The 18430-nt window shown below is 73.0% G+C and carries 16 protein-coding genes; 8 read left to right on the forward strand and 8 right to left on the reverse strand.

From position 1 onward, the window contains the following. The first annotated feature begins 252 nt into the window (after positions 1 to 252). The gene (locus tag ACFSL2_RS03490; RefSeq protein WP_377196504.1) at positions 253 to 888 is read left to right on the forward strand and encodes a hypothetical protein; all 636 of its coding nucleotides are present in this window, start codon (positions 253 to 255) and stop codon (positions 886 to 888) included. 100 nt (positions 889 to 988) lie between these two features. Beyond that, on the forward strand, positions 989 to 2509 hold the full coding sequence (locus ACFSL2_RS03495; protein ID WP_377196505.1) for a PepSY-associated TM helix domain-containing protein: 1521 nt from the start codon (positions 989 to 991) through the stop codon (positions 2507 to 2509). 180 nt (positions 2510 to 2689) lie between these two features. Here the strand turns inward: ACFSL2_RS03495 and ACFSL2_RS03500 are convergent, their stop codons facing one another. Next, positions 2690 to 3358 carry a TetR/AcrR family transcriptional regulator gene (locus ACFSL2_RS03500; protein ID WP_377196506.1) on the reverse strand — a complete coding sequence of 223 codons (669 nt, stop codon included), beginning with the start codon at positions 3356 to 3358 and terminating at the stop codon, positions 2690 to 2692. A gap of 110 nt (positions 3359 to 3468) precedes the next feature. Here ACFSL2_RS03500 and ACFSL2_RS03505 point away from each other — a divergent pair, with 110 nt between their 5' ends. Next, positions 3469 to 3873 (forward strand): RidA family protein, encoded by a 405-nt coding sequence (locus ACFSL2_RS03505; RefSeq protein ID WP_377196507.1) that lies wholly within the window; start codon positions 3469 to 3471, stop codon positions 3871 to 3873. An 86-nt stretch (positions 3874 to 3959) separates the two neighbouring features. Here ACFSL2_RS03505 and ACFSL2_RS03510 read toward each other — a convergent pair whose 3' ends face one another. Continuing rightward, positions 3960 to 4811 (reverse strand): SDR family oxidoreductase, encoded by an 852-nt coding sequence (locus ACFSL2_RS03510; protein ID WP_377196508.1) that lies wholly within the window; start codon positions 4809 to 4811, stop codon positions 3960 to 3962. Between the two features lie 92 nt (positions 4812 to 4903). On the opposite strand from ACFSL2_RS03510, the gene ACFSL2_RS03515 reads away from it, so the two are divergent. From ACFSL2_RS03515 to ACFSL2_RS03525, 3 genes are read left to right on the forward strand one after another with little or no spacing between them, the layout of a single operon-like run. After that, positions 4904 to 5332 (forward strand): winged helix-turn-helix transcriptional regulator, encoded by a 429-nt coding sequence (locus ACFSL2_RS03515; protein ID WP_377196509.1) that lies wholly within the window; start codon positions 4904 to 4906, stop codon positions 5330 to 5332. 10 nt (positions 5333 to 5342) lie between these two features. Beyond that, positions 5343 to 5831, forward strand: coding sequence for a DUF6196 family protein (locus tag ACFSL2_RS03520; protein ID WP_377196510.1), 489 nt, complete (start codon positions 5343 to 5345; stop codon positions 5829 to 5831). Continuing rightward, positions 5828 to 6322, forward strand: a complete 495-nt coding sequence (locus ACFSL2_RS03525; RefSeq protein ID WP_377196511.1) for an ACT domain-containing protein — start codon at positions 5828 to 5830, stop codon at positions 6320 to 6322. The genes ACFSL2_RS03520 and ACFSL2_RS03525 overlap by 4 nt, the downstream gene beginning before the upstream one ends. On the opposite strand, the gene ACFSL2_RS03530 is transcribed toward ACFSL2_RS03525, so the two are convergent. Then, positions 6279 to 6752, reverse strand: coding sequence for a hypothetical protein (locus ACFSL2_RS03530; protein ID WP_377196512.1), 474 nt, complete (start codon positions 6750 to 6752; stop codon positions 6279 to 6281). The two genes, ACFSL2_RS03525 and ACFSL2_RS03530, sit on opposite strands and share 44 nt — an antisense overlap. Before the next feature lie 111 nt (positions 6753 to 6863). Between ACFSL2_RS03530 and ACFSL2_RS03535 the strand changes: the two genes are divergently transcribed. Further along, entirely contained in the window at positions 6864 to 7976 is a 1113-nt protein-coding gene (locus ACFSL2_RS03535) for an alcohol dehydrogenase family protein (protein WP_377196513.1), read from the forward strand. After that, a complete protein-coding gene (locus ACFSL2_RS03540) occupies positions 7963 to 9009 on the forward strand; it encodes a proline racemase family protein (RefSeq protein ID WP_377196514.1) in 1047 nt (348 codons plus the stop codon). The genes ACFSL2_RS03535 and ACFSL2_RS03540 overlap by 14 nt, the downstream gene beginning before the upstream one ends. 118 nt (positions 9010 to 9127) lie before the next feature. On the opposite strand, the gene ACFSL2_RS03545 is transcribed toward ACFSL2_RS03540, so the two are convergent. The 5 genes from ACFSL2_RS03545 to ACFSL2_RS03565 all read right to left on the reverse strand — a co-directional run bounded on the left by ACFSL2_RS03545 (position 9128) and on the right by ACFSL2_RS03565 (position 18267). Beyond that, complete coding sequence (locus ACFSL2_RS03545) at positions 9128 to 13789, reverse strand: S8 family serine peptidase (protein WP_377196515.1); 4662 nt, start codon at positions 13787 to 13789, stop codon at positions 9128 to 9130. Positions 13790 to 13937: 148 nt separating this feature from the next. Next, a complete protein-coding gene (locus ACFSL2_RS03550) occupies positions 13938 to 14939 on the reverse strand; it encodes a helix-turn-helix transcriptional regulator (RefSeq protein ID WP_377196516.1) in 1002 nt (333 codons plus the stop codon). Positions 14940 to 15101: 162 nt separating this feature from the next. Continuing rightward, the gene (locus ACFSL2_RS03555) at positions 15102 to 15992 is read right to left on the reverse strand and encodes a carbohydrate ABC transporter permease (protein ID WP_377196517.1); all 891 of its coding nucleotides are present in this window, start codon (positions 15990 to 15992) and stop codon (positions 15102 to 15104) included. Next, on the reverse strand, positions 15989 to 16891 hold the full coding sequence (locus ACFSL2_RS03560; protein ID WP_377196518.1) for a carbohydrate ABC transporter permease: 903 nt from the start codon (positions 16889 to 16891) through the stop codon (positions 15989 to 15991). The genes ACFSL2_RS03555 and ACFSL2_RS03560 overlap by 4 nt, the downstream gene beginning before the upstream one ends. Before the next feature lie 89 nt (positions 16892 to 16980). Then, positions 16981 to 18267: an ABC transporter substrate-binding protein gene (locus tag ACFSL2_RS03565; protein WP_377196519.1), complete on the reverse strand. Its 1287-nt coding sequence runs from the start codon at positions 18265 to 18267 to the stop codon at positions 16981 to 16983. Between the last annotated feature and the right edge of the window lie 163 nt (positions 18268 to 18430).

Raw genomic sequence — 18430 nt, forward strand, 5'->3', positions numbered from 1 at the left:
GTGTCGAGTCGCAAGGAACTCGTGTATCCGACCCGGTTTGGACTCGTAACTTTCGGCTGGTGGCCGCATGGATGTGCAGGTTGCGGTTCGGCGCGCGAATCGCAACCTATGCCCGAGCAGCCACCGAGCAGCCACCGAGCAGCCACTGAGGAGCCCGCGGCCGGAGCGCACAGCCGGACCTCCGCCGACGGGCACCGACCTCATCGTGGTGGGCCCTGGGCGGGCAGGCCTCTCGTGCACCAGAATGTCGGCGTGCCCCTGACCCGCCGGCTCCGACCGCCCCGCGACGTGCGGGGTGCCGTCGCGGCGTCGGCGGCGACGGCGGCCGCGTTGCTGTCGCACCTGCTGGGCGGCGGCGCGATGCCGGGCTGGCTCGGGGTCGTCGTGCCGTGGGTGCTGTCGCTCACGCTGTGCACGCCGCTCGCGGCCCGCCGGCTGTCGCTGTGGCGGACGTCGGCGTCCGTCGCGCTCAGCCAGGTCCTGTTCCACACGCTGTTCGTCGTGGGCGCCCCGGCGCCGTCGGCGGTCGCCGGGGGCCATCCGTCGGGCCACGGCATGCACGGTGCGCACCCGCTCCCGCCGTCCGGAGGGGGAGCGCCCTTCTCGCTGATCGGCGCGGAACCGGCCATGTGGTGCTGGCACGCCGGCGCGGCGGTGGCGACCGTGGCCGCCCTGTACGGCGGTGAGCGCGTGCTGTCCCGGCTGCGCGAGCTGGCCGGGCACCTGCGCGACTGGGTGCGCCGGCGTCTCGCCACCCCGGCGGACGCCGTCGCCCCGTTCCCCGTCGTGCGGCTGTCGGCGCCCGACTGGTTCACCGGTTCCGTTCCCGCTCGTCCTGAGGTCTCCGAGTCGCGGCGGCGCGGGCCGCCGACCGTGCTTGCGATCTGACACTTCCCGAGCACCCATCGGCTCCACGTGCCCGCCGTCCTGCCTGGACGTGCCCTGGCGCGAGCCGTCGGTGCTGCCCTCAGGACCGAAAGCGACACACATGACCACCACCGTCTCAGTCACGCGCGAGAGCGACCGTGACCAGCCCCGCCCACCCGGACCGGGCCGGCCAGAGGGGCGTCAGCGCTGGCTCGGCGCCCTGCTGCTCCGCCTGCACTTCTACGCGGGCCTCCTCGTCGGCCCGTTCATCCTCGTCGCCGCGGTCAGCGGCGCGCTGTACGCCCTGACGCCCGCGATCGAGCAGGGCGTCTACCGGCAGGAGCTGGACGTCCCGGCCACCGACACGCAGCTGACCCTGGCCGAGCAGACCGAGATCGCCCGCAGCCACATCGGCGACGCGGGGGCGACGCCGTCGGCCGTGCGGCCGGCGCCCGAACCGGGGGACACCACCCGGATCATGTTCGACGACCCGGCGCTCGGCGAGAGCGAGTCCCGCGCCGTGTTCGTCGACCCCGGCACGGGAGAGGTCCGCGGCGACCTGACCGTCTACGGCACGAGCGGCGCCCTGCCGCTGCGCACCTGGCTCGACCAGCTGCACCGCAACCTGCACCTGGGCGACGTCGGCCGCCTCTACAGCGAGCTCGCCGCCTCCTGGCTCGGGATCGTCGTGGTCGCGGGCCTCGGGCTCTGGGTCCGGCGTATCCGGAAGTCTCGGACCAAGAAGGACTTTCTCCGCCCCGGCCGTGGACGCACCGGGTACCGGCGCCTGTTCACCTGGCACACGTCCGTCGGCATCTGGGTGCTGCTCGGGGCGCTGTTCCTCTCCGCGACGGGCATCACCTGGTCGCAGTACGCGGGCAGCAACGTGGACACGCTCCGCGCGACGTTCGACTGGGGAACCCCGGCGGTGGACGCGAAGCTGCCGGGCACCGGCGGGGGGCAGGACGCCGCGGCGGGCGACGGCGGCGGGGAGCACGCCCACCACGGCGAGTCCGGCGAGACCAGTGGAACCGGCGACGTCGGGCACGCGGCGGACCCCGCCCTGCTCGACGCTGTCCTCGCTACCGCGCAGGCGGTGAACATCAACACCGGTCTGGTCGAGATCACGCCGCCCACGGAGCCGGGGACCGCCTGGGTGGTGCAGGAGATCCAGCGCAGCTACCCGACGGAGGTGGACGCGGTGGCGGTCGACCCCGACACGATGCAGGTCGTCCACCGCGTCGACTTCGCCGAGTTCCCGCTGGCGGCGAAGCTCGCGCGCTGGGGGATCGACGCCCACATGGGCTCGCTGTTCGGCCTCCCCAACCAGCTGGTCCTGTTCCTGCTCGCGAGCGGAATCGCGAGCATGGTCGTGCTGGGCTACCTCATGTGGTGGAAGCGGCGTCCGACGCGGGAGCCGCGCCCCCTGGCCGGGACCCCGCCGCAGCGCGGTGTGCTGCGGGGCACGCCGTGGTGGGGCGTCGCCGCCGTGCTCGGGGTGGCGGTCGCCGTCGGCTGGTGGCTGCCGCTGGTCGGGTGGACGCTCGCGGGGTTCGTGCTCGTCGACACGCTTCTCGGGCTCCGGAGGCGGGCCGGCGATCAGTCACGATCGCGGAGCATGCGCTCCCCGGCGTCGACGTAGGCCTCGAGGAGGTCGGTCACCGCGTCGAGCCGGCTCGCGGCACGGGCGTCCTCCGCGAGCCGGCGGCCCGAGCGGAGGGCGCGGATGAACGCACGGGAACGCTCCTGGCTGGCCGCGAGCAGCTGCTCGAAGCCGCCGGCTGCCTCGATGAGCGGCCGGCGGCGATGAAGGGTGCGCGGCTCAGTGCAGGGCGGCCAGCAGCGGGAGCCGCACGGCGGGCGGCAGCGGCCCGACGGCCGGGCCGGCGCTGATCGACTGGATCGCCAGTGCCGCGAACCGGCGCGACGCGGCCGCGGCAGCCTCGCGCGAGGCTGCCCGGATGCCGGAGTTGGCGATGATCAGCAGGATCAGGTCGTCGAGGACGACGTCGCGACGCAGACCGCCGGCGTCCTTGGCGCGCTGGACCAGCTCGGCCAGCGACCGCATGACCCGGGTGCGCTCCGCGGTGAAGTCGACGGCCCGAGGGAAAGCCGTGACGAACGCGGCGGTGAAGCCCCGGTCGAGGGCGTGCAGGACGCACACCTGCTCGATCACCGTGCGGAGCCCGCGCCACGCGTCTGGATCCGCGAGGCCGTCCTGGACGATCGTGGTGCAGCGCACCATCTGCTCGCCGAACGCCTCGGTGACCAGCGCCTCCTTGGTCGGGAAGCGCCGGTACAGCGTGGCGGGGCCGACGCCGGCGCGCCGCGCCACCTCGCGCATCGAGACGCCGAGGCCCTCCGCCGCGAACGTCGTGCGGGCCACCTGCAGGATGCGCTCGCGGTTGTCGCGCGCGTCGGAACGCAGGTCGCGCCCCGGCCGAGGGTCCGGGACGTCGGGTGCGGGGTCCTGGGTCAACGGGTTCGCCATCTCTCTCACTTCGCCGAAACGGACGGGCTGTTCCACTAGCGCCCCGACCATGATCGCACCCTCGGTGAAATGCCTCGTGCAGCGGGTCGGGCCCTTGCCAGACTCCGGCCATGCGCATCAACCGAATTCAGTCCGACGAGCTGCACCCCACGCCCGGCTACCACCACGTGACGATCGCCGAGGCGGGTCGGACCGCCTACCTCGCGGGCCAGTGCCCGCTCGACGGGTCAGGGACCGTCGTCGGGCCGGGCGACCTCATGGCGCAGGTCGACCAGGTGGCGGTCAACGCACTGGCGGCACTGTCCGTCGCCGGGGCTGCGCCGGGCGACGTCGTCCGCTCCGTCATCTACGTGGCGAGCGACGACACCGCCGAGCTCGCGGCGGTGTGGCGCCGGCTGAACGCCGGGCCGATCGCCCAGGCGTTCACCACGGCAGGCACCCTCCTGGGCGTCGCGGCCCTCGGGTTCCCGGGCCAGCTCGTCGAGGTCGACCTGACGGCGGCGCTCGCAGGCTGAGCGGCATCCGGACGACCATGCACCTGCTGCCAGTTCGACGTCTGATCCGGCAGCAGGTGCATGGTCATCCGACCTGCCTACCGACCTCAGCCCGCGCGGACCGCGTCGGCCAGCGGCGTGGTGGGGCGGCCCAGGAGGCGCTCCAGGTCGTCGCTGTCGGTCTCCAGGTCGCCCGCGGCGATCGAGGCGTCGATACCGGCGACGAAGCCCGCGGTGCCGGCGTCGAGCCCGTGCTCCTGCAGCTGGGCCTGGTGGTCCGCCACGGAGAGGTCGCGGTAGGCCACCTTGGTGCCGGTGACGTCGCTGATCGTCGCGGCGAGCTCGCCGAACGTGAACGCCTGCCCGCCGAGCTCGTGCACGACGTCGCCCTCGTCGTCCGCCAGGAGTGCTGCGGCGGCCGCGGCCGCGAAGTCGGCGCGGGTGGCGGCCGAGACCTTGCCGTCGCCGGCGGCGCCGACGATCTCGCCCTGCTCGAGGTACTGCGCCAGCTGCTCGGTGTAGTTCTCGGTGTACCAGCCGTTGCGCAGCAGGGTGACGGGGATGCCGGAGGCGCTCAGCACCTGCTCGGTGGCCTGGTGCTCGCCGGCGAGCGGGTTGCTCGTGTCGTCCGCCTTCAGGATGCTCGTGTACGTGATGCGCTCCACGCCGGCTGCCTGCGCGGCCTCGATCACGGCGGTGTGCTGGGCGACCCGCCCGCCCGGCTCGCTGCCGGAGATCAGCAGCAGGCGCTGCACGCCGGCCAGGGCCGACGGCAGGGTCTCGGGGCGGGAGTAGTCGCCCTCGCGGACCTGCACGCCGCGCGCCGCGAGGTCGGCGGCCTTGCTGGGCGTGCGCACGACGGCGACGAGGTCCGTGGCGGGGACACCGCGGGCCAGGAGCTCCCCGACGACGAGGCGGCCGAGGCGGCCAGTGGCTCCGGTGACGGCGTAGACGGTCATGACGCTCTCCATTGGCTAGGTAGTTGCTATCGGGTAGCACTAACGAATCGAAAGTACACCACATTCCGAGTGTGTGGCGGTATCCTGGTGTCATGAGCATCACCGACCTCGAGCCCGACGGCCCGCCGGAGGGCGGCCCCGCCGTCGGCCCGCCGCAGGAGCTGATCGCCGACGTCTTCGCGCGCGGCTGCACCTCGCGGGCCGCGTTCGAGGTCGTCACGTCCAAGTGGGCGTCGCTCGCGCTGCTCGCGCTGGGGGAGGGCGGCTACCGGTTCAACGCGCTGCGCCGCCGGGTCGAGGGCGTGAGCGAGAAGATGCTGTCCCAGACGCTGCAGGCCCTCGAGCGGGACGGGATGGTCACGCGCGACGTCGTCACGACCATCCCGCCCCGCGTCGAGTACTCCCTGACACCGCTCGGGCACCAGGTGGCGCAGCGGCTGCGCGGCCTGGCCGACCTGCTGGAGGCGACGGTCGCCGAGGAGGCGATAAAGAACGGGCGCGAGGGGCACCAGCCCGCCTAGGGTCCCGGGCATGGTGAGCATCAGTTCCGAGACCGCCGAGCAGATCGAGCAGCGGCTGGTCCAGGTCATCTCCGAGGCAGAGCTCGTCGTCCACGACGGCTCGTGGTGGTTCGAGGAGTCCGAGCACCCGCCGGTGCTCACGCCGCAGGTGCTGGCGGTCGTGCGCGACGAGGACGTGTGGAGCAGCCTCGTCCCGGCGCGGGACGACGCGCAGGCCGGCGGGCCGGCCGAGCCCGAGCGCTTCGGGCTGTTCTCGTTCCACTTTCCGCACGCCGCGGACAACAGCGGGTTCGTCGGGTGGCTCGCGTCCCACCTCAAGCAGGAGCTGGGCACCGGGGTGTTCGTCGTCTGCGGCAGCAACACCGCGCGGGGCGGCATCTTCGACTACTGGGGCTGCCCGGTCAGCCTGCTGGACGACGCCGTGGCGGTCGTCGAGAGGCTCCGGTCGGGGACGTTTCGGCGGCCGCCGAACCGTCCCCGACCTACCGTCCAGCCATGACTCGTCCCACCCCGGCCCGTCCGGCCGGCCCAGCGCGCCCCTCCGACGTCCGCCCGGCGTACGACCTCGAGGTCCACCTGCCCGACCGCCCCGGTGCGCTGGCCGACCTGGGGCAGGCCCTCGGCGAGGCCGGCGTGAGTCTGGAGGGCGGCGGGGTGTTCACCCACGGCGGGCAGGCCGTCGCCCACTACCTCGTGCACGACGGCGCCCGCGCGCTGCGGGCCGTCACCGCGGCCGGGCTGGGCCCGGCGGTGGTGCGCGACGTCGAGGTGGCGAGCCTGGACCAGGAGACACCGGGACAGCTGGGCACCCTCGCGCGCCGGCTGGGCGACGCCGGGGTGAACGTGCTGGTCCAGTACAGCGACCACGTCGGCAACCTGGTGCTCCTGGTGGCCGACGAGGACGCCCCGTCCTGCCGGGTTGTCCTCGCGCACTGGGGGAGCCGCGTTACGCCACCTCGACGTGCTTCCGGGCCGCCTCCACGAACGTGAAGATGTCCTGCCGGGACACGTCGCGCGCCTCCTTGAACTCGTCCGCGGGGGTGCGCACGGACACGCGGTCGACGCTGTCGATCGCCTGCTGGGCCACGGTGATCAGCTCCCGGGACTCGGTGACGAGCTGGACGCGGAACATCGCCTCGAGCGCCTCGGTGCGGAACCGGTAGGTCTCGTAGCGGATCGCGTCGGGGTCGGCGTTGTCGCGCCGCTCGTGGATCGCGTACCAGCGGTCGATCTGTGCCCGGCGCAGACTGACGAGCGCTCCGCCGTACGTCGTGTACGCGCTGACCCGCTCCTGGCGCAGGCGCTCGTTGCGTTCGAACCGTTCGGCGTCCGCCCGGTTGCGCCGCTGGAAGTAGTGCGTCGCCAGGGAGCCGAGGAGCGTGCCGACGACGGCGACCACGCTGGTCACGATGATTTCCACGGGTCGAAGCCAACCACGCCGGGCAGCGGTTGAGAAGCCGGCTCCGGCCCGGCGGACCGGCCGCCGGGCGTGCGGGTGCGACGTCCGAACCTGCGCCCCTAGACTCAAAAAATGGCAGCGATCCCTGAGGCGATGAAGGCCGTCCAGCTCGTCGGCCACGGCGGTCTCGACCAGCTGGTCTTTCGGGACGACGTGCCGACACCCACGCCGGACGCCGGCGAGGTGCTGATCGACGTGTACGCCTGCGGCATGAACAACACCGACGTGTGGGTGCGCGAGGGCGCCTACGGCAGCGAGACCGACGCCGCGGAGGTGTCCACCTGGCGGCGCGGCCGGTCCACGCTGACGTTCCCCCGCATCCAGGGCACGGACACGGTGGGCCGCATCGTCAACGTGGGCGAGGGTGTGCCGACGGAGCGGATCGGGCAGCGCGTGATGGTGGACTTCAGCATCTACAACCGTCCCGAGGGGGACGACAGCCTCGCGGACATCGACTACATCGGCCACGGGCGCGACGGCGGCTACGCGGAGTACACCGTGGTGCCGTCGGAGAACGCCTACGAGATCACGTCCGGGATCAGCGACGCCGAGCTGGCGACGTTCTGCTGCGCCTACCTGACCGCGGAGCAGATGCTCGACCGCGCCCGGCTCGCGGAGGGCGAGCGGGTCCTGGTGACCGGTGCCTCCGGCGGTGTCGGGTCCGCGATCGTCCAGCTGGCGCGGGTGCGCGGCGCGGTGCCGTACGCCGTCACGAGCGCGGGCAAGGAGGACGCGCTGCGGCAGATCGGCGCCGAGGACGTCATCCTGCGGGACGTTCCGGATCTGGTGGCCGCGGCCGAGCGGGTGGTGGACGGTCCGGTCGACGTGGTGGCCGACCTGGTGGCGGGCGCGATGTTCAACGACCTGCTCCGCATCCTCCGGCCCGAGGGCCGCTACACCACGGCCGGCGCCATCGGCGGGCCGGTGGTCGATCTGGACCTGCGCACCATGTATCTCAAGCAGCTGGAGCTGCACGGCTCGTCGCAGGGGACGCGTACCGCGTTCCGGCGGCTGGTGCGGTACATCGAGGACGGGGCCATCCGGCCGCTGCTCGGCCGGACGTTCCGCCTCTCGGACTTCCACGAGGCGCAGAGCGCGTTCATGGCCAAGTCGTACATCGGCAAGCTGGTGGTCGTCCCCGACCGCCACTGGGACACCGTGGGGGCTCCGCATGCTGCATCGTGAGTGCACGCTCGAACTGATCGACACCCAGTCCGGCGGGGACGTCAGCCGCATCGTCATCGCCGGCGTCGAGCCGCTGCCGGGTGCTTCCGTGCTCGAGAAGGCGCGGTACCTGCAGAACGAGGGGGACGGGCTGCGCCGGCTGCTGCTGTCCGAGCCGTACGGCGACCCGGCGATGTCCATCGACCTGATCGTCGAGCCGAGCCGTCCCGGGGCGCAGGCCGGCTACATCATCATGGAGGCGATGGGCTACCCGCTGTACTCGGGCTCCAACACCATCTGCACCGCCACGGCGCTGCTGCAGAGCGGGGCGATCCCGATGGAGGAGGGCCTGCAGAACGTGGTGCTCGAGTCGCCGGCGGGACTGGCCCTGATCACCGCGCGGGTCACGGCCGGACGGGTCGAGTCGATCACCACGCAGGGCGAGCCGGCCTACGTGGCGGACCAGGGCCTGAGCGTGGAGGTGCCCCACTACGGCCGCGTCGAGTTCGACCTGGTGTGGAGCGGCGCGTACTACGCCATGATCGACGCGTCCCGGCACGGCTTCAGCATCACCGCCGAGGAACAGATCGCGCTGACGGCCTTCGGCGACGCCTTCGTCCGCGCGGCCCGGCCCGGCCTGCGGCAGGAGCACCCGGAGCTGGGCGACGTCGGCCCGCTGCCGTTCGCGCACTTCATGGGCGAGGTGCGCAAGGTGGCGGACGGGCAGCTGGAGTCGCCGTCGGCGACCTACGTCCACCCGGGCGTGCTCTGCCGCAGCCCGACGGGGACGGGCACCTCGGCGCGCCTGGCGCTCATGGCCCGGCGGGGCGAGATCGGCGAGGGGCAGTCGCTCGAGACCATCTCGCCACGGGGCAGCAGGTTCGTGGGCACGGTGCTCAACGACGCACAGGTGGGCGACTACGCGGCGCTGCACTCGACGATCACCGGGCGGGCGCGGCTCATCGCGCACTCGCGCGTCACCGTCGACCTCGACGACCCGCTGGTGGACCCCTCGGACCTGGCGCACGTGCTCCTGCCCCGCCCTGCGGCCTAGAACCCACACGGGGGCAAGCAGGTGCGGTCGGTAGAACGTCAGGAGGTCGGCAGCCCGAGCTGCCGACCTCCTGACGTTCTACCGACCACCCGCGGCGCTGCGGCGCAGCCTGCCGGAGCTAGCGGGAGCGGACCTTGATCTGCGTGGTCGCCTCCGAGGCCGCGAAGTCCTCGGTCGCCTCGTAGACCGCGGTCACCGTGTAGGTGCCCTGCCGGGTGAGCGGGGGCAGCAGCAGCCCGGCACGGCCGTCGCGCAGCCGGACCGTCCGCTCGTACGGGTGCGGCTCGTCCCCGCGGGCGACCGTGACGGTCACCGACCCGGTCGGGGTCGCGCCGTCCGCCGCCACGGAAACCTCGACCCGCGGACGCTCCCCGCGGCGCACCGTGTCCGGCGCCTCGACCCGCGTGGTCGTGGCGGCCGGCACCGCGTCGGCGGGCACGAGCTCACGCGTCGCGGTGCGGTGCACACCACCCTCGTCGGTGCCCGCGTACACCCACGCGCCGTCGGCGCTCACGGCCAGGGAACGTACCGACATGGCCGTCAGGCCGCCCGACGCCGGCGTCCACGTGGCACCGCCGTCGGCCGAGACGAACGTACCCGCGCCGCCCGCCACGAGGCCGCTCGGCTGCCACCGTGCGCCCGCCGCGACGAGGAGCCGCAGCCCGGCGGCCGGGCCGTCGGGCACTTCGGCCGCGACGACCGACTCGACCGAGGCGTAGGAGTCCGGCACCTCGGCGGCCCGGAAGGACTCGCCGCCGTCCGTGCTGACCCGGATGCCCGGCCGCTCGCCGGCCACCACGTGGTCCGGGTCCGCGGGATCGACCCAGACGGACCGCGTGTCCGCTGTGGTGAGCCGGGTGAGGGTGGCCCCGAGATCGTCGGACCGGTAGAGACCCGTCGAGGTGGCGAGCCACAGCCGCTCGTCGTCCTGCGGGTCGAACGCCGCCTGCGCGACCCGCAGGCCGTTGTCGTGGGTGCGCCAGGTGCCGAACCCGTCGCGGGACACCATGATCCCGCGGCCCACCAGGGAGCCGTAGGAGACGACCACCGTGTCGCCGTCACCCGCCGTGTCCGCGTGCGGCGAGACCGCCAGGGCACCGGGGGTGAACCCGCCGGACGGGCCCACGCGCTCCAGGTCGGCGTCGGTGGCCCCGGCGGGCCCGGTGCGGATCTTGGCCCCGCCGAACCCGTTGACGCCGACGGCCCAGACGTCGCCGTCGCCCACCGTGGACTGCGTCACGTGGCTGAACGCGTAGCCGATCCCGCCCGGGTGGAGCGCGCCCCAGTCCTGGGCGTCCGGCGCCACGTCGGCCAGCGGCCGCACGTGCAGACCCTCCGCGTCGACGGCGCGCAGCACCGGCTCACCGTCTCCTGCGGTGCCGACGTGCACCCCGCGCACGTCGGTGCCGGACACGCCCGTCCTGGCCCAGTGCGCACCGTCGTCCGTGGCGTAGTACCCGGCGTTCTCCATGGTCATGACCAGGCTGGTCGCCGAGGTGCCCGGCCAGTGGTCGACATCGGTGGCCAGCGGACCCCGGACCGGCAGCGCGTGCTCGGTCCAGGTGGCGCCACCGTCCGTGCTCGTGCTGTACGAGGACAGCCCGGCCGCGTACGCGACGCCCTCGACCATCGTGGTCTCGGTGACGTACTTCTGCCCGGTGTCGGCCGCGTCGGACCAGGTGGCACCGCCGTCCGTCGACACCATGGACATGCCGTCGCCGAGCACGGCGACCGCGGTGGCCCCGTCCGCCGCGACGCCCTGCGGGCGCGTGCGGTAGTCGGTGCCGGCGTAGGTGCGGGTCACCTCGCTGCCGCCGCCGACGACGTCGGCCACGCGGTAGATGCCCTGGAAGGTGGTGACCAGCAGGTCGTCGCCCGCGAACACCGCGCCGGTCGCGCCGCCGTCCCACGTGGCGGGGACCGTGCGCCAGTCCTGGCCGCCGTCCCGGCTCACGTACACGCCGTCGGACGTGATCGCCGCCAGGGCGTCACCGTGCGCGACCAGCTCCTCGACCGCCACGTCCGGGAACGGCAGCACCGTCCAGGTCGCGCCGGCGTCCGGGGTGTGCACGATCCGGCCGCGGTACGTCGGGTCGAGGACGACGTTGCCCGCGGCGCCGTTGAGCGCCACGTAGAACGCGCCCGGAGCGGTCGTGTCGGCCACGGGGATGCCCCAGCCGTCGGCGACCGGCATGCTGCGCACGCGCTCCCAGGTGGCGCCCCGGTCGCTGGTCACGAACGGGTGGACGCCCGTCGAGGCCATCGCCATGCCCGTGCCCGGGGCGTTCGGCGAGACGGCGAGCGCGCGGGCCGCCCCCGACAGGCCCACCTGCTCCCACGCGCCCGGCTGCTCGGCGCCCTCGGACTGCAGCACCGCCTCACCGGTCACGGTGCGGCCCGTGATGGTCGCCCTCGCCCGCAGGTGGTAGGTGCCCTGCTCGTCGAGCGGCACCGTGCCGCGGTACCAGCCAGGGCTCGTGCCGACGGCCGACAGTGCGGCGGTGTACCGCTCGCCCGACGGGGCCGTCGCGACCACCACCGGCGTCGCCTCCGGGGTCATCACCGCGTGCACGAAGACCTCGGTCCGGCCGACGGCGGGCGCCGGCGACGCCTGGACCTGCAGCGGCCGCACGTACGTGGCGTACGGCACCCGGACCCGGGTGCCGTCCGAGACCTTGCCGACGACCACGCCGGACGTCTCGGTGTCCGCCGCGCCCACGGCAGGGGTCACCGTGAGCTCGACGGAGGCGTCACGGCCCGCGGGGACCCGGAGCCGGCGGGCGGACAGCACCGCCTCGCCGGTGCTGCCGTCCGACTCCTGGACGGACAGCCGGACGGTCACCGCCCGGTCGCCCGCGTTGTGCAGCACGACGGTCCGCGTGCTCGCCCGGTCGCTGCCCATGTCGGCCAGCCCCAGCGACACGGCATCGGGCGACGCCGTCACCTGCTGGTCCACCGCCGCGGCGACGTCCAGCTTGCCGGCGCCCTGCTCCGACGGCGACAGGCGTGCGTCGTCGGACTCGAGCGCCTGCGCGCTCCCGATGAGCGACGCCCGCAGCTGCGCGGCCGTGTGCTCGGGACGCGCCTGGGCCAGCAGCGCGGCGGCCCCCGCGACGTGCGGAGCGGCCATCGACGTGCCTGAGAAGCGGTACTGGTCACCCTCCACGCCGAACGACGCCGGCACGTTCGACATGATCTCGTACCCGGGCGCGACGATCTCCGGCTTGAGCGTCATCGCGTCGCTCGGGCCGCGCGAGCTGAACCCGGCGATCGTGTCGGTGCGGTCGGTCGAGCCCACGGTGGCGCTCGCGGTCCCCGCGGCGACCTCGCGCTTGAACTCCTGGTACTCGGCCGAGCTGACCGACATCATGACGAGGCTCTCGCGACGCAGGTCGAAGCCGCCGTCGGCGAGCACGCCCGCGCTGCTCTGCGGTGCGGCGGCGTCGACCGGATCGGTCGGGCTCGGGCTGTACAGCAGCGCGCCGACCGCGCCGTGCTCCTCGGCGAGCCGGGCCTGCACGAGGTGCCCGCCCTGGACCTGGCCGAGCTGCGAGACCACGAAGCTGTCCATGACGACGATGGCGCCGGTGACGTCGCCGGCCTCCGCGTAGTCCTCCTCGTCGAGGCCGTCGCCGACGTCGACGAGACGCGCGGTGAAGCCCTCGGCGGGCGGGTTGGCCGACAGCGGGAAGCGGTCGACGTCCAGCGCGCGCGGCTCGTCGCCCGGCTCGGCCCCGGCGAGCGTCAGGGTCGGGTCGGCGACCCCGGTGACGCTCGCGCCGACGGCGATGACGCCCTCGGCGGCGGCCGGCGTGCTCACCCTCTGCCCGGTGGGCCCCTCGTTGCCCGCGGCGGCCACGACCACGACGCCCTGCCGCACGGCGGCGGTGGCGGCGCGTCCCAGCGGGTCGGAGCCGTCGCCCGTCCCGCCCAGGCTCATGTTGACCACGTCGGCCGGGGCGTCGCCCAGCGGGTCCGTGGCGGCCTCGAGCGCGAGCAGCAGGTCGGACGTCGTCCCGCCGCCGTTCTCGTCCAGCGCCTTCCACGCGGTGAGCGAGGCCTCGGGCGCCATACCGGTGAGGTTGTCACCGCCCGCGCCGACGATGCCCGCGACATGGGTGCCGTGCATGTGGTCGTCCATGGGGTCGGCGTCGTCGTTGACGAAGTCGTACCCGTCCACGACCCGGTGGCCGGGGCCGAACCCGCCGCCGAGGTCGGCCAGCGAGTAGTCGACGCCCGTGTCGATGACCGCCACGGTGCGGCCGTCGCCCCGCACGGGTACGCCGGCGGCGTCGGTGCGCTCCCAGACCTGCGGGGCGCCGGTGGCGGGGATGTTGGCCTCGCCGAGGATGTGCACCGGCGCGTCCGGCGTGACGCGTGCGACGCCGGGGGCGGAGCGCAGCTCGGCGAGGTCGCCGGACTCGACCGTCGCGACGAGGCCGGCGAGCAGGCCGGTGACCGGCTCGGTGTCGTCGAGCCGCACGCCCTCGCGGACCGCCCAGGAGGTGACTCCGTCCTGGGCCTCCTCGACGGAGGCGACGGCTGCTCGGTAGTCGGCGGTGAACGCGCGGCGGGCCGAGGGCTGGTCGGAGCGCGCGGCCGCGACCTCCTCGGGGCCGACGACGTCGGCCGCCGTGGGCGTGCTGAGCTCGATGATGACCCGTACCGGGTCGGAGTCCGGTGCGGCGACGGCGGCGCCCGGTGACAGGATCAGGGAGGCCGAGACGAGGGCACTCGTTATGAGCGCACCCCAGCGGCGGTGGGAGGACAGAGGTTGCATAAGGGGTGTTTAGCCTCCGCCGGACCGCCTCGGCAATGCTCTGGTTGGCCGGTTGCGGCCACTGGCCGGTACCGGCCGCACCTGTTTACACGGTTGTCACGTGGGAGGGCCGAATTTCACCCGCCCGGCACGGCATCGGGGCCTCGCTTCAGATCCAGCCGCGGCGGACCGCCTGCGCGCCGGCCTGGAAGCGGTTCGCCGCCCCCAGCCGGCGCAGCAGATCGGCGCTCCGCCGCCGGAGCGTCCGCTCGGACAGGCCGAGCTCGCGCGCGATCGTCTCGTCCTTCGCCCCCGAGCCGAGCAGGGCGAGCAGCGCCCGGTCGCCCGTGCCCGGCCCGCGGTCCGGGGGAGCGGTGCCCTCGAGGCTGTCGGCGGCAGGGACCTCGACGGAGTCCGCCCACACGGCCTCGAAGGCGGTGCACAGCAGGTCGACCAGGGGTCCGCCCTCGACGACGACCGCCGTCGGGCGGTGCGCGTCGAGGGTGGAGCTGACCAGGGCCGTCCGGCGGTCCGCGATGGCGAGCTTGGTGGGCAGGGTCCTGGCGATCCTGGCCTGTTCGCCCGCCGCGGCCGCGTGCCGGAGCTCCGCCCAGGCGCCCGGCCGCTCCAGGACCTCGGCCGCGTAGACGGCCCGCCACAGCACCCCGCGCTCCAGCACGAGCGGCTCAACGGGGTTCTCACCGGCCAGGACGTAGGGCGGCCGGTCGAACGCCATGAACTCGCCGGTCACCTCGTGCTCGAGGCGGGTGTACCAGGCGCCGATGAGCGCCGGGTCGTCGATCACGTGCACCCCGGCCCCGGAGCTGCCCCGGTCCGCGGTGTGCTCGAACAGGTCGGCCAGGTCCGGGATCGCCGCACGGACGCGGTCGAGGTGCGTCTCGGTGCGTTCGGTCAGCGCGCGCAGGGCGATGCGCGGGTCCACCGCCGTGTACTCGCCCTCGCCGCCGCTGGTGCGGTTGATGAGGCCGGCGGCCCGCAGCCGCGCCAGCATGCCCCCGACGTCGGTTCGTTCGAGCGGGACGTCCTTGACCACGTCGTCCACCCGGACGGTGCCCTGGGCGAGCACGTACCGGTACACCAGCCGGGTGTCGTCGTCGATCCCGACGGCGTCGAAGCCGCTGTCGGGATCGAGGTCGGGGTCGGGTGCCATGCCCGCCAGCGTAGGCCGCGCGCGGGGACTGACCGGCTGCTCTTCGCTCGGAGGCGGGGCGTGGTCGGTAGAACGTCAGGAGGTCGGCAGCCCGGGCTGCCGACCTCCTGACGTTCTACCGACCACCCGGGCCGCCGTGCCCCCGGCACGGTGCGCGCGGCGTCAGCCCTTGACCGAGCCGGACATCAGCCCGCCGATGAAGTACTTGCCGAGCACGATGTAGACGAGCAGCGTCGGCAGGGACGCGAACAGGGCGCCGGCCATCGAGACGCCGTAGTTCTGCAGCAGCGCGCCGTTGGCGAGGTTGTTCAGCGCCACGGTGACGGGGCCGTTCTGCGACGACGAGAAGAACACCGCGAACAGGAAGTCGTTCCAGGCCGAGGTGAACTGCCAGATGAGCACCACGACGAAGCTCGGGACCGAGATCGGCAGCACGATCGACCAGTAGGTGCGCAGCATGCCCGCGCCGTCGACGCGTCCGGCCTCGATCAGCTCGTGCGGCACGGTCATGTAGTAGTTGCGGAAGATGAGCGTCGTGATCGGGATGCCGTAGACCACGTGCAGCAGGATCAGCGTCGGTACGCCCGTGGGGACACCGAGGCCCAGGACCAGCTGGGTGAGCGGGATCATCACCGCCTGGTACGGGATGAACATGCCGAACAGGATGAGCGTGAAGACGATGTCCGCGCCACGGAAGCTCCAGCGGGCCAGCACGAACCCGTTCAGGGAACCGAGGAACGCCGCGATGATCGCGCTCGGCACCACCACCGCGACGCTCCGCAGGATCGAGGGGGCCAGCGCGGTCCAGGCCGCGGTCCAGTTGTCCAGGGTCCAGATCTGGGGCAGGGCCCAGGCGCGGCTGGGATCGGCGTCGCCCGCCCCCTTGAAGCTGGTCACCAGCAGCACGTACACCGGGATGAGCACGATGATCAGGAAGAAGATCAGGCCCGCGTACTTGAGCGTGCGCCCCAGCGCGTAGCGGTTCTTGCTGGTGGGCCGGGGCCGGTACACCGTCGTGCGGGGCGCTGCGAGCTGGTCGGTGGCGGCGGTCATCGCTTCTCCTCGCGGTGCGTGCGGATCAGGTACGGCACGATGACGAGCGCGACGATGATCAGCAGGATCGAGCCGACGGCGGCGGCGTTCGCGTAGTCGAAGCTCGACTTGAACACGAACATGTCGACGGCGGGAACCTTGGTCTGGTAGTTGGCCGGCTTGGAGATCGACATGATGAGGTCGAACGCCTTGAGCGACATGTGGCCGATGATGATGAGCGCGGACAGCGCGACCGGCGACAGCTGCGGGAACAGGACATACCGGTAGAGCTTCCACTCGCTGGCGCCGTCCACCCGGGCGGCCTCGCGCAGCTCGTTGGGGATGCCGCGGAACCCGGCGAGGAACAGCGCCATCACGTAGCCGGACAGCTGCCAGATCGCGGGGATCGCGATCGCGATGATGCCGAAGGTGACGTTGTTCCACCAGTTGTTCTGCAGGGCGTCGAGCCCGATCATCTGGAACAGCCGGTTCAGGCCCGAGGCCTGCTCGCCCTGGTTGGAGTTGAGCAGCCAGCGCCACACCACACCCGAGGCGACGAAGGAGACCGCCATGGGGAAGAGGTAGACCGAACGGAAGAGGCCCTCGCCCTTGACCGGCTTGTCGAGCATCCACGCCCACAGGAAGCCCATGATCATGGTCCCGGCGAGGAACACGACCGTGTAGAGCACGAGGTTCATCAGCGAGTGCTGGAAGTCCTCGCTGCCCAGCAGGTCGAAGTAGTTCGTGAACCAGACGAAGGCGGCCGGCTCCCGTCCGACGGCCTGCGCGGCCGTGTGGTCGTCCGTGAAGGACGTGGAGAAGTTGGCCGCGATCAGCCCGTAGACGAACACGCCGACGAGGATCAGGGACGGTGCGAGCAGGAGCAGCGGTGGCCCGAGCCGCCGCAGTGTGTTGAGCATGTGGATACCTCGGTCGTGGTCGCAGCCGCGCGCCGTCGGGCGGACCCGACGGCGCGCGACGTACGGCAGGGTGCGTGGCGCTGGAGCTGTCAGCCCTGAGCGGCGGCAGCCAGCTCGGACTGGTAACCGGCGAGGTCGGACGCGCCGGTCGTGAACTTGCTCGTGGCGTCGGAGATCGCGTTGAGCGTCGCGACCGGGGTCGCTGCGCCGTGCGCCAGCGAGGACACGATCGTGTCGTTCGCGAACGACTCGATGGCGCCCTGCTGGTACTCGGAGAAGTCGGCCGGGTCGGCGTCCGTGCGGGCGGGGATGGAGCCCTTCGCCTTGTTGAACGCGACCTGGCCCTCGAGCGAGCCCACCGTCTCGAGCCAGGCCTTCGCGCCCTCGGGGTGGGGTGCGCCGACCGGCAGCGTGAACGAGTCGGCCAGGAAGTCGAACGTCCCGTCGGTGCCGGGCACCGGCGTCGCCGTGAAGTCCGTGCCGAGCGCCTTGTCCTGCTCCTCGAACGCCGCGACGGCCCAGTCGCCCATGACGTTGAAGGCGGCGTTGCCGTCGATGACCATCTGGGTGGCCTCGGGCCAGTCGAGACCGTCCCGGTCGTCGTTGGTGAAGCCCATGAGCGTCTCGAAGTTCTCGAGCGCCCCGGTCACCTCGGCACCCTCCCAGTCGGTGGTGCCGTCCCACAGCCCGGTGTACGTCTCGGCGCCCAGGCTGGCGAGCAGCACCGTCTCCAGCAGGTGTACCTGCGTCCACGTGGTGCCGACGGAGAGCGGCGTCACGCCGGCCTCGTCGAGCTTCTCGAGGTCGGCGATCCAGGCGTCGAGGTCCGCGTACTCGGCCTCGGGGTCGATGCCGTTCTCCTCGAGCACCGTCGGGTTGGCCCAGACCACGTTCGCCCGGTGGATGTTCGACGGGACCGAGTAGATCGCGCCGTCCTCCGTGGAGAGCCGGTCGACCAGGTCGGTCGGGAACGCGTCGGTCAGCCCGAACTCGTCGTACAGGTCGGAGACGTCCTCGATCTGGGCGGCGTCGATGTAGTCCTGCAGCTCCATGCCGGCGTGGGCCTGGAACGTGTCCGGCGGGTCCTGCGCCTGCAGGCGGGTCTGCAGCAGGTCCTTCGCCGCGGAGCCGGCGCCACCGGCGACCGCGCCGTTGACGAACTCGATGTCGGGGTGCTGGTTCTCGAACTCGCCGACCAGGGCGTCGAGCCCTGCCTTCTCCGAGCCCGCCGCCCACCAGGTGAACACCTCGACCTGGTCGCCGCCGCCCTCGCCGCCACCTTCGCTACCCGTGTCGCCACCGCCGCACGCGGCCAGCGTGAGACCGAGAACAGCGGCTGTCGCCACCGTCGCGGTCATCCTCCGGTTCACTCGCATTTCGGGGTCCCTCAACCTTCCTCGGTCGCTGGAGCACCGACCCGGTACGTTCGTCGCACCCGCCGAAGAGGAGAAGTCTCTTCCGCGCTCTGGACGACGTCGTTCCGCTGGACCGGCCGGGCGCGCCTGTACGCCCGTGAACCCGCGTCCTATCGAACGACCC

Origin of the sequence: Promicromonospora aerolata (genome assembly GCF_042682255.1) — a bacterium.
In the GTDB taxonomy this organism is placed as follows: domain Bacteria; phylum Actinomycetota; class Actinomycetes; order Actinomycetales; family Cellulomonadaceae; genus Promicromonospora; species Promicromonospora aerolata.